This is a genomic window from Planktotalea sp. (assembly GCF_039984035.1).
GTDB lineage: Bacteria > Pseudomonadota > Alphaproteobacteria > Rhodobacterales > Rhodobacteraceae > Planktotalea.
The window spans coordinates 37,021-48,433 of the sequence record NZ_JBDWVM010000468.1 but is presented as its reverse complement, the minus strand read 5'-3'; the positions used below and the strand labels follow the sequence as shown (position 1 = coordinate 48,433).

The window sequence follows — 11,413 nt, the reverse complement described above, 5'->3', positions numbered from 1 at the left end:
CCCGGTATGCTCATGCAACGGCACTCGCGCGCCGGGATCATAGCGAAGTACCGCAATGGCCGGGCTGCTCTCGAACAGTGAGCTGATCGCAATTCCCTCACGGAACGGGGCAAAGGAAAGTTGGGTCCAGCCACCTGATAGCAGATCTTTCAAAATAGTCGGTTCAAGCATTCAGCGCCTCTAGGATCTTATCTGTCGAGGCCGCCCAACCGATAATGCCGCCTTGGGCCGTGATCATCTCAATCGTTGCAGCCTTGAAAGACGGAAAGTAGCTTTCGGTTGCGTCAGTCGCCAACAGGCAGTCATAGCCTCGATCATTGGCTTCGCGCATTGTGGTTTGCACGCAGACCTCTGTCGTGACGCCTGCAAAAATAAGTTGCTGGAGGTCACGCTCTTGTAAGAGCTCTTCGAAATTCGTGCGGCAAAACGCACCTTTGCCGGGCTTGTCCAACACGGCTTCACCGGGCAATGGCTTCAATTCTGGGACAATGTCCGCACCCGCCTCGCCCGCGACTAAAAGCCGGCCCATCGGACCGGGATCGCCAATACGAAGGTCGAGCGTACCGCGGTTGCGCTTCGCATCAGGTAGATCCGATAGATCAGGCTTATGGCATTCTCGAGTATGGATCACCGGCAAACCCGCGTGGCGAAACCCAGTCAACAGTCGGGCAACCGTGGGAACAATCGCGCCAAGGCGCGAGACGTCGTTGCCGAGGCTGGCTCCGAACCCGCCGGGCTCCACGAAATCCCGCTGCATGTCGATTATTATCAAGCCGAGACTGTTACGCTCAAAAAGAAACGCAAAGGGATCCGCAGGTATCGCCCGCACTCAGACCAAACCTGCAATCAGCGTCTTACTATCAGCCACTGCGCCGAAAACGCCGCCCTGCATGGTGACCATCTTAATCGCCGCATCATGGTTGCCCATGTCGGTCGCCCCGCAGCAATCCTCAAGTACGATGCATTCGAACCCGCGATCATTGGCCTCGCGCATTGTCGTCGAAACACAAACATCTGTTGTGATCCCGCAGATTACGAGGTTTTCAATGCCACGCATGCGCAAAACCATTTCTAGGTCCGTGGCGTAGAAACTGCCCTTGCCCGGTTTGTCGATGATGGTTTCGCCATCTTCTGGGTAAAGTTCTTCAATGATGTCCCAACCCGGCTCGCCGCGCACAAGAATTTTACCACAAGGTCCGGGATCGCCAATGCCCGCACCAATTTGTTGCGACCGCCAGCGTTTGTTGGCAGGCAAATCGCTGAGATCAGGTCTGTGACCCTCACGCGTGTGCAAGATTTGATAGCCCTTCTCACGCATCGCGCTCAGCACAGCTTTGATCGGCTCAATGGGCGCGCGGGTCAGGGTCAAATCATAACCCATTGTATCGACGTAACCGCCTTCGCCGCAAAAGTCGGTCTGCATATCAATAATGATCAGCGCCGTGTTTTCCGGGCGCAGATCACCGTTGAAGGGCCATTTGTAAGGGTGACTGTTGATGGTTTTCATGCACAATAAATACTCAGCCGTGACCATCCTGACTTCTGCCCATTTTTCGCCAGAGCGGTGCAAAAAATTCACCGCTGTCCTCTACCCCCATCAGAACTTAAAGCGCCGTCATCAATTGCCGCATAAATCTTGCCGAGGCGACGGGCAGAGTCCGGCCCCGCAATTGCCCAAGAAAGAGGTTCCCTGGCTCCACATCCCGTTTCGCCAGGGGCCGCGTGATAAGGCCCGGCTCATTGGTCATGTCGAGCCCAATAGGGAATTGAAAGCTGATAATATCTTCCCATGCACCATAGTGGCGCATAAAATCGAAGCTCTCAGATTCGATCGACGGTTTTACCTCCACCCCGCTTAATCGCCGTGCCGCTGTTTCCAGTAGTATCCGAACAGCAAACTTTTCCGACGGGGCAGCATGGGGAAATCGCAACGCGTCGCGCAATCGGATCTCAGCATGATCTGCCAGCGGATGGCCCGCTTGCATCACCACATGAATCGGTTGTGTGATCGCGTGGAGTATTTCAAAATCCACCATCGTAAGCGGTTCGAATACCATGGCGATATCGCTTGCAAACTCGGACAGCTCTCGCTCTGCTGCAACACGGTCGCGTGCATTGACCGTGAACGTCACACCGGGATGATCTCGTCTGTAGCTGGCAATCTCGCTCGGCAAGAAAAACGGCAAAAGCGCTTGCGAGCAGGCAATGGATACATGTCCGCGCCGCACCCCTGACAGATCAGAAACTTGGGATTTCAGCCGCGCAAAGTCAGACCGTTGCGAACGGATATGATGGAGCAACAACTCGCCCGCCGGGTTCAACCGGACACCGCGCGGCAGACGTTCGAAAATTTCAAACCCAAATTCATCCTCAAACCGATTGATCCGGCGGTTCAGAGCGGAGGCGGTTATGTTCATATCTTCAGACGCCTTACGGATCGATCCGGCATGCATCACACCTTCGATAAATTCATAGTCCTTTAGGTGTCGCATAGACCCTCGCTTTAGCGGTGCATTTTTTGCACCGCTTTTATGAATTCTTAGCATTTGTTTTATCAACGCTGTCCATCGATCCTGACTTCACACAAACGGGGAATCGATATGACTAAGATTTTGATGGGGAATTGGGCATGAGCGCTGAAATTTCGCTCACCTTATCATCTTTGGTACAGGCCTATGGGTCCGGAATATCGCCTAAACAGATCGTGGAACAGGTCTATGCACGCATTGATGCCGTTGCCGATCCGGGCATTTTCCTGTGTCTGTTCCCCAAAGAGCAGCTTTTGGAAGAGGCAGAACACCTCGGAAATCATGACCCAAGCCGTCCACTTTGGGGTGTGCCCTTTGTGATCAAAGACAACATTGACGTGGCTGGGAAGCCGACAACCGCAGCCTGTCCGGACTTTGCCTATACACCCGATGAAACGGCCTTTGTCGTAAAACGCTTGCAAGAAGCGGGAGCGCTGCTGATCGGAAAAGCCAACCTCGATCAATTTGCAACCGGCCTTGTCGGCGTTCGCACCCCATACGGCGCGCCCAAGAACGCTATAGATGCTCAGATTGTGCCCGGCGGTTCGTCTGGCGGCTCTGGCGTGTCCGTGGCGCATGGAATTGCCAGCTTTTCGCTCGGCACGGATACGGCAGGCTCTGGCCGGGTGCCTGCAGCGCTCAACAACATCGTCGGGTTAAAGCCCACGCTGGGTGCGCTTTCGGCAACAGGGGTTGTGCCTGCCTGCCGCACCTTGGATACCATTTCGGTTTTTGCGTTGACCGTATCAGACGCCTACGCCGCCTATAGCGTGGCTGCTGTCTATGACCCTGCGGACGCTTATGCCCGAGACATTGCGACCCCTTCTATCGTCGCGCCACCTAAGGCGCTCAAAATTGGCATCCCAAGTCAGGACAGCATCCGGTTTGAGGGCGACACGGTACAAGCGGCCTCATTTGCCGATACAGTCGCGCGGCTGAAAGACAGCGGCGCTGAGATCGCTGAGATCGACTTCGTGCCTCTCTATGAAATTGCGCAAATGCTCTATTTTGGGACTTGGGTCGCTGAGCGTTATGTCGCCACAGAAAGCCTCATGGCAAGCAATCCGGACGCATTGTTCCCTGTAACCCGCAAGATCATCGGCTCAGCGGTAGGTAAGACCGCGGCGGACTCCTTCAAGGATTTCTATAAGCTGAAAGACCTGATCGCCAGCGTAAGACCTGCGATCGATGCCTGTGATCTGCTCTGCGTGCCAAGCATTCCAACATTCGCGACCATCGCAGATCTTGAGATAGACCCGATGGGGCCCAACAACATGCTAGGGACCTATACGAACTTTGTGAACCTGATGGATATGTGCGGCATCGCCGTGCCAACACCTGAACGCTCCGACGGGCGGCCCGGCAGCGTGACTATTCTGGCGCAGGCTGGTGCAGATGCAAAGGCCGCTGCCCTTGCTACCAAGATCGAAGCGTGGGGAAGTCGGGCGCTTGGCGCAACGGACTGGTCATTGGATGCAGTGCCTCTGCCAGACGACCCATCTGAGGACGCGATCCGCATCGCGGTCTGTGGCGCGCATATGTCGGGTCTACCGCTGAACCATACACTGACCGAACGCGGCGCTGCGTTCGTTCGCACTGATAGCTCCGCGCCGGATTATACCTTTTATGCCTTGCCGGGTGCTGGCGTCGCGCGTCCGGGGATGGTGCGCACGGAACCTGGCCAAGGGGCCGCCATTGCATTGGAAATATGGGACATGCCGCTGCCCGCCTTTGGCAGCTTCATGAAGACCATCCCGGCACCTTTGGGTATTGGCACCCTCACACTTTCGGACGGTAGCACGGCACAAGGTTTTCTGTGCGAAGCCATTGCCGCGACAGAGGCTGAAAATATCACCGATCTGGCGGACTGGAGAAAATATCTGGCCACTCAGACCTGACACAACGACGCGGAAAACCGCGCGCAATATGACATGGAGACTTCAATGACAAATACGACAAGACGACGTTTCTTACAAACTGCGGCGGTCACCGCGGGGGCTCTGCCGTTCCTAAGGGCTTTACCTGCAAACGCGCAAAGCAGCGATGTGCTGGTTGCCGTCAACGGACAAACGATCAACAGCCTTGATCTGCACCGCACCGGCACGAACCGCCCTAGCTATCAGGTGGCCATCAACTGCTATGACCGGCTTGTGTCCTTTGGCACAAAGCCCTCGATGGGCGGCGGGCTGGAATTCGACTACTCCAAGGTCGAGCCAGAATTGGCCGAAAGCTGGACAGTCTCGGAAGACGGTCTCGTTCTGACTTTCACCCTGCGCGATGCGACATTCCAAGACGGAAGCCCGGTGACGGCGGCAGATGTGAAGTGGTCCTTTGACCGCGCGGTGTCCTTGGGCGGTTTCCCTGCCGTACAAATGAAGGCCGGTGGTTTTACCGCGCCAGAGCAATTCGCAGCCATTGACGACAAGACGTTCCAGATCACGCTGACTACGCCTTCAAAGCTTGCCATCCCAGACCTCGCGGTGCCGATCCCGTTTGTCATCAACTCCAAAGTCGCCATTGCGAACGCCACGGAAGATGACCCATGGGCGACGGAATATCTGCACCTCAACACCATAGGGTCGGGCGCGTTTAAAGTCGCGCGTTGGGTGCCAGGCGAACAACTCATATACGAGCGCAATGATGACTGGGCCAGCGGTCCGGTGTCAGCCTACAAACGGGTGGTCATCCGTGAAGTGCCATCTGCCGCCACCCGCCGCGCGGTGATTGAGCGCGGCGACGCGCAGGTGTCATTCAACATCCCCAGCAAAGACGCGCTGGAGTTGTCGGACATGATGGAGGTGAACTCGACCCCGATCGCCAACTGCATCAACTGCGTCGGTCTCAATACTAAATTTGAGCCGTTTCAAGACAGTGACGTGCGCAAAGCCGTGGCCTACGCCATTCCTTACGAGGCGATTTTCCAAACCGCAGCCTATGGACGCGGCGCGCCGCTTTGGGGCGAAGAAACCGAACGCTCTGACATCGCTTGGCCGCGCAAAACCGGCTACATGGAGGATCTTGAAAAGGCGAAAGAACACCTTGCTAAGTCGGGCTTTGCGGATGGGTTCGAAGTGCCATTCTCCATCAGCCTTAACCAGCTCGATTGGATGGAGCCAACAGCACTTTTGATCCAGGAAAACCTCGGCAAGATCGGGATCACCGTTACCATCGACAAAATCCCCGGCGCAGATTGGCGCACGGCCTCACTGGTTGAGAAGCGGCTCGCCTTTCACCTTGAAGGCTTTGGCGGCTGGCTTGATACGCCCGATTACTACTTCTTCTGGGCCTATAAAGACGGGCATCTGTTCAACTCTTCCAACTACCGTAATGAAGAGATCGAGACGCTCGTCGACACCACCTTGCCGATGGAAGTTAGCGATCCGTCCTATGAGCCGAATGTGAAGCGGATGCTGGAAATTGCTCTGGACGAATTGCCCCGTATTCCGCTCTGGCAACCAGCGCTGAACGTGGCGATGAACGGTGCGACGGATTACGAATTTTGGTTCCACCGTCAGCTTGACGTGCGCCCGATTAAGCCCGCGTGATGTCGCCGCGTACCAGAATGATCGGTGCGCGACTTCTTCAGGCCATCCCGGTTGTTATCGGGGTGGTCGTCATTACTTTTGTGCTGACACGTGCTTTGCCCGGTGATCCTGCGGTGTACTTTGCAGGGGATGCCGCGGATGAGGCCTCGATCCAACAGGTGCGCGAAACGCTCGGGTTGGACAAACCGTTGCCACAGCAGTTCGTCCGCTACGTCGGCGATCTGGTAGTCGGCGATTGGGGCAATAGCCTGTCCACGGGTCAGCCCGTTCTGGCCGATATCTCACGCCGTTTGCCTGCCTCGCTTGAGCTGACGTTGATTGCCTTGATCTTGTCCTGTGCGATCGCGATCCCCTTGGGCGTTTTGGCTGCAACAAAACCGGGCTCTTGGCGCGACCACGTGTGCCGAGTGTTTGTGACAGCGGGCGTCTCCTTGCCCACGTTTTTCACGGGCATTTTGCTAATCTACATTTTTTACTACCTGCTCGATATCGCACCGTCACCGCTGGGGCGTTTAGACTTCATGTTCATAGAACCGGACCGGATCACAGGATTTTACCTGATCGACAGCGCCCTTGCAGGCGACTGGGACACCTTTGGCGCAGCGGCCAAACAACTGATTTTGCCCGCCTGCACCATGGCGATCTTCACACTCGCGCCAATCGCGCGCATGACCCGCGCCGCGATGCTGCAAGCTTTGTCCTCAGACTTCATCCGCACTGCACGCGCAGCGGGGCTTGGGCGGCGCAAAATTTTGATGGGCTACGCGTTACGCAATGCACTGCTGCCGGTGGTGACCACGCTTGGCATGGTGTTTTCATTTGCGCTCGGCGCAAATGTGTTGGTCGAAAAAGTCTTCGCGTGGCCCGGAATCGGATCTTACGCGGTCGACGCGCTGGTGGCATCTGACTACGCCGCTGTCCAAGGTTTCGTTTTGGCCATGGCGTTGCTCTTCGTTGCGTTGAACCTGATCATTGATCTGACCTACGCGATAATCGACCCTCGCATCGGATTTGACGGCGCATGAGTTTATCATCTCCTCAGTCTTTTGCCGGGCATGTCGGATATGTCCTGAGGCAAAACCCGGTAACACTGATCGCCTTCTCACTGCTGGCCGGTTTGATCTTTTGCGCAGTGCTCGGCCCCTTGCTTACGCCTTACGACCCGCTCGCCTCAAGCGACGCGATCCTTCAACCACCAAGTGGCGCGCATTGGTTTGGGACCGATCATTTGGGCCGCGATGTGTTCAGTCGGGTGATCGTAGCGACCAGATTAGACATGACAATTTCCATCGGAGCCGTGGCCCTGTCCTTTGTGGCAGGATCGATTTTAGGTTGCGTCGCGGGCTACTGGGGCGGCTGGTTCGATGCCATCATCAGCCGGGGGCTCGACATGATCATGGCCTTCCCGCTCTTCGTTCTAGCGATGGGGATCGTAGCCGCCTTGGGCAACACGGTGGAAAACGTGATCTATGCAACGGCCGTGATCAACACGCCGTTTTATGCGCGCGTGGTCCGAGCCGAGGTCAACATCCGCCGCTATGCGGGATTTGTGCAGGCCGCAAAACTGGCTGGAAACTCTGACCTCAGGGTCGTGGCCATGCACATCTTTCCAAACGCGCTGCCGCCGATGATGGTGCAGGTCTCTCTCAACATGGGCTGGGCAGTGCTAAACGCGGCGGGCCTCAGCTTTATTGGACTTGGGGTGCGCCCGCCGACGCCGGAATGGGGGATTATGGTCGCTGAGGGGGCAAATTACATCATCTCGGGCGAGTGGTGGTTGGCGCTTTTTCCCGGACTCTGGCTGATGCTTGCGGTATTCACATTCAACCTTCTGGGCGACGGGCTACGCGACATCGTTGATCCAAAACAGAGACGCTAGATGCTTCAGATCCGTGACCTCCGTGTAAAGTTTGAGACCCGTAATGGCCCTGTTGATGCGGTGCGGGGGATCAACCTTGATCTGGCGCGGGGCGAGACGTTGGGGATCGTTGGCGAAAGCGGCTCAGGCAAATCGGTGACCGCCTTCAGCGTATTGCGTATTCTGGATGAAGGCGGGCAGATCATCGCAGGTGATTTGGTCTATGGCGGGATCAATCTGACAGCGGCTGACGAAACCGCAATGAACGATATTCGTGGCCGCGAAATCTCGATGGTTTTCCAAAACCCACGCGCGGCCCTGAACCCGATCCGCAAGATCGGGCAGCAAATCGAAGATGTGCTGCGCCAACATAGCCTTGCCACACGCCAAGACGCGCGCAGCAAAGCGATCAAAGCTCTCGAAGAAGTGCAGATCAAAGACGCCGCCGCGCGCTATCACGCCTATCCATTCGAGCTGTCTGGCGGCATGTGCCAACGGATCGTGATCGCCCTAGCCTTGGCCTGCCAGCCACAACTTTTGATCGCGGATGAGCCGACAACCGGCCTTGATGTCACGACGCAAAAGACCGTGATGGATCTGATCCAAAACCTCGCAAAAGATCGCGGAATGAGCGTGCTTTTGATCACCCATGATCTCGGTCTTGCCGGCCAATATTGCAACCGGCTTTTGGTGATGAAAGACGGTGAGGTGGTTGAGACCGGCGCACCTGCGAAGCTGACAAAAGAGGCAACCCATGCCTACACCAAAAAGCTCGTCGCCGCGACACCAAACAAAGGCAAAGCCCTACATGATCTGATCCTTGGCGGCGCGGCTGTGCCGGTTCCAGATCAGGGCGAGGTCTTGTTGTCCGTGCGCAACGTCACCAAAACCTACGCTGGCAAGTCCGGCCCTGTCGAGGCTCTGCGCGGCATCAGTTTCGATGTCCGCAAAGGCGGCTGCCTCGGGCTTGTTGGCGAAAGTGGGTCTGGCAAATCGACCCTGTCATCAATCATCGCACGACTTCAAGACGCAACCTCTGGCGAGATCAAGTTTGAGGGGCGCAGTTTGAATGACACCCCCGCTGCACGCTTTGCCAGCGACCCGCGCAGGTCTGAAATACAGATGGTGTTCCAAGACGCCACCGACAGTTTGAACCCGCGGCATACCGCTGCCCAGTCGATCATGGAACCGATGCGTCATCTTACAAAAATCACCGCAAGCGATCGGAACGCTCGAGTGCACGAACTGGCCGCGCAAGTCGGTCTGCCAGCCGCACTTCTAAGCCGCTTGCCCCACCAGCTATCCGGCGGCCAAAAGGCCCGTGTCGGGATCGCGCGCGCCCTTGCCGTCAACCCAAATCTGTTGATCTTGGATGAACCGACAGCCGCGCTGGATGTCTCCATTCAAGCGCTGGTTTTGAATCTGCTGGCAGACCTGCGGCATCGGTTGAACCTGACGTATGTCTTTGTGAGCCACGACCTCGCTGTTGTTCAGATGTTATGTGACACAGCCCTTGTTATGCGCTCGGGTGAATGCGTGGAATACGGCCCGACAGACGCCGTTCTGTCGGGCCCGAAAAGCCCCTACACCCAAGAATTGATTGCCGCGATGCCGCAACCAAGACCCTAACGCTCAGGCCGTTTCCCAATGTACGACACGCTTACTCAAATAGACGAAAAAGCTGTCCAAGGCCGCGCCAAGTAGGCCAAGTTGGATCAAGCCGACAAACATGCGATCCACCTGAAAATACTGACGTGCCTCTTCTAAGCGGTACCCGATTCCCGCCGAAGACCCGGTCAGTTCCGCCGCAACAAGGCTGAGGAACGCAAGCGCTGCCCCAAAACGCAGACCCGCAAAGATATGTGGAGCCGCGGCAGGCACCACCACCTCAAAAAACTCGCGCCACCAAGGGGCCCCAAGCGAGCGGGACGCCCGAATATACGTTTCCGGCACGTGCTCCATCCCATGATGCGTTGCAAGCCAGACCGCCAGAAACACCGTGTAAGCGATGACGAAATACTTGGATTCTTCGCCAATGCCGAACCAAACAATTGCAATGGGGACCAGGGCAATCGCGGGGATTGGACGTAGAATATTAAAGAACGGGTAAACCGCAAGTCGTATAATCGCAACGCGCGCTGTCAGGATACCAGCCAGTACTCCAAGGGTCGCCCCCAACGAGAACCCAACAGCCGCCCGTGATACTGAGGTCTTGAGATCTTTCATCATCACGCCGTCGTTGAACAGTTTAACCGCGGCTTTGGCAACATCCCAAGGTCCGGGAAACAAGTTGCGATTTGTAAGCCCGAGGCTGTGCGCAAGCTGCCAAATGACGATCACAAAGAGAATCGATAAAAGTGGTTTCAAGTGGGAGAGCTGTTTCGCAAGCATGTCGATACTCCAAGCGCTGACTTCTTAATCATAACTAGCGACATCCAACAGTTGATCATCGTCTGTCAGTTAGTTGTCGTTTGTGCGGCTGGGCCGCTCGACGTGCTTATATTTCAGGCACAATCTTTGAATTTTGCCGACGTGTAAGGCATGAGAGACGCTGGATCAGCTGGCTTTGCAACCGATGCAAAAAACGCACCGCACCGAAAAATATTCAGCACTATGATGCAGCGCTGCGAAGTGGAACGGTTTGGTTAACGTTTTGTAAGGCTCGCAAATTAATGAACCAGATCGCCACCACGCAACATCAGACTGATTTGTCGGCACACCCCGGCAAAGGCTGGGTTCGCATCTCTGGACTGTCGGTGGTTTTTGGCGAAGGTGCGACGCAGACAATAGCGCTTACTGCTACGGATTTGGAACTTCAGGCAGGTACGTTCACGGCGCTAATCGGTCCCTCGGGCTGCGGCAAGTCTACGCTTTTGAATGCGGTCGCAGGCTTTACCGCCCCGACAGAAGGGTCCGTCCAAGTGGATGGCCGCAACGTAAATGGCGCGCATCCAAGTGTTGGCGTGATCTTTCAAAACTTTGCTTTGTTCCCGTGGTTTACGGCGCGGGGGAATGTTGAATTTGCGCTCAAGCGGTTTGGTTTGTCCAAAAATGAGCGGCGTGAACGCGCTATGGAAGCCCTTGGCGAGGTTGGACTTTCTGACCATGCGACCAAGTTTCCTGGTCAATTGTCCGGCGGAATGAAACAGCGTGTCGCAATTGCGCGCACTCTTGCGGCCGATCCAGACGTCTTGTTGATGGATGAACCCTTTGGTGCTCTGGACGCGCAAACGCGCCTGCGCATGCATGAGCTTTTGACCGGCATCTGGATGCGCCGGCGCAAGACAGTTCTGTTTGTCACCCACGACGTGGATGAAGCCCTGCGTCTTGCGGATGTTGTCTATGTGATGGCCTCCGCCCCCGGACGGATCATTGAAAAAGTGTCTGTTGATCTCGAGCGACCCCGACCGGTCGATCGGATGAGCGAAGGATTTTTAACGCTGCGCAGCACGCTGTTGGGGCTGCTGCGTCATGAAGACTGA

10 protein-coding genes are annotated in these 11,413 nt (G+C 56.2%); 6 read left to right on the top strand and 4 right to left on the bottom strand.

From position 1 onward, the window contains the following. Window positions 1-163: 163 nt before the first annotated feature. From ABJQ89_RS20990 to ABJQ89_RS20980, 3 genes are all read right to left on the bottom strand, one after another. The gene (locus ABJQ89_RS20990) at window positions 164-772 is read right to left on the bottom strand and encodes an isochorismatase family cysteine hydrolase (protein ID WP_348498101.1); all 609 of its coding nucleotides are present in this window, start codon (window positions 770-772) and stop codon (window positions 164-166) included. A gap of 57 nt (window positions 773-829) precedes the next feature. Beyond that, window positions 830-1,507: an isochorismatase family cysteine hydrolase gene (locus ABJQ89_RS20985; RefSeq protein ID WP_348498102.1), complete on the bottom strand. Its 678-nt coding sequence runs from the start codon at window positions 1,505-1,507 to the stop codon at window positions 830-832. Between the two features lie 97 nt (window positions 1,508-1,604). After that, complete coding sequence (locus ABJQ89_RS20980; protein ID WP_348498100.1) at window positions 1,605-2,492, bottom strand: LysR family transcriptional regulator; 888 nt, start codon at window positions 2,490-2,492, stop codon at window positions 1,605-1,607. Window positions 2,493-2,629: 137 nt separating this feature from the next. Between ABJQ89_RS20980 and atzF the strand changes: the two genes are divergently transcribed. From atzF to ABJQ89_RS20955, 5 genes are read left to right on the top strand one after another with little or no spacing between them, the layout of a single operon-like run. Then, window positions 2,630-4,426 carry an allophanate hydrolase gene (atzF, locus tag ABJQ89_RS20975; RefSeq protein WP_348498099.1) on the top strand — a complete coding sequence of 599 codons (1,797 nt, stop codon included), beginning with the start codon at window positions 2,630-2,632 and terminating at the stop codon, window positions 4,424-4,426. Window positions 4,427-4,471: 45 nt separating this feature from the next. Next, window positions 4,472-6,073 (top strand): ABC transporter substrate-binding protein, encoded by a 1,602-nt coding sequence (locus ABJQ89_RS20970; RefSeq protein ID WP_348498098.1) that lies wholly within the window; start codon window positions 4,472-4,474, stop codon window positions 6,071-6,073. Beyond that, complete coding sequence (locus ABJQ89_RS20965) at window positions 6,073-7,098, top strand: ABC transporter permease (protein WP_348498097.1); 1,026 nt, start codon at window positions 6,073-6,075, stop codon at window positions 7,096-7,098. The genes ABJQ89_RS20970 and ABJQ89_RS20965 overlap by 1 nt, the downstream gene beginning before the upstream one ends. Beyond that, entirely contained in the window at window positions 7,095-7,952 is an 858-nt protein-coding gene (locus tag ABJQ89_RS20960) for an ABC transporter permease (protein ID WP_348498096.1), read from the top strand. The genes ABJQ89_RS20965 and ABJQ89_RS20960 overlap by 4 nt, the downstream gene beginning before the upstream one ends. Further along, window positions 7,953-9,560 (top strand): ABC transporter ATP-binding protein, encoded by a 1,608-nt coding sequence (locus ABJQ89_RS20955; protein WP_348498095.1) that lies wholly within the window; start codon window positions 7,953-7,955, stop codon window positions 9,558-9,560. Between the two features lie 3 nt (window positions 9,561-9,563). Here the strand turns inward: ABJQ89_RS20955 and ABJQ89_RS20950 are convergent, their stop codons facing one another. Further along, the gene (locus tag ABJQ89_RS20950) at window positions 9,564-10,322 is read right to left on the bottom strand and encodes an ABC transporter permease (RefSeq protein ID WP_348498094.1); all 759 of its coding nucleotides are present in this window, start codon (window positions 10,320-10,322) and stop codon (window positions 9,564-9,566) included. 281 nt (window positions 10,323-10,603) lie between these two features. Between ABJQ89_RS20950 and ABJQ89_RS20945 the strand changes: the two genes are divergently transcribed. Next, window positions 10,604-11,413 (top strand): ABC transporter ATP-binding protein, encoded by an 810-nt coding sequence (locus tag ABJQ89_RS20945; RefSeq protein ID WP_348498093.1) that lies wholly within the window; start codon window positions 10,604-10,606, stop codon window positions 11,411-11,413.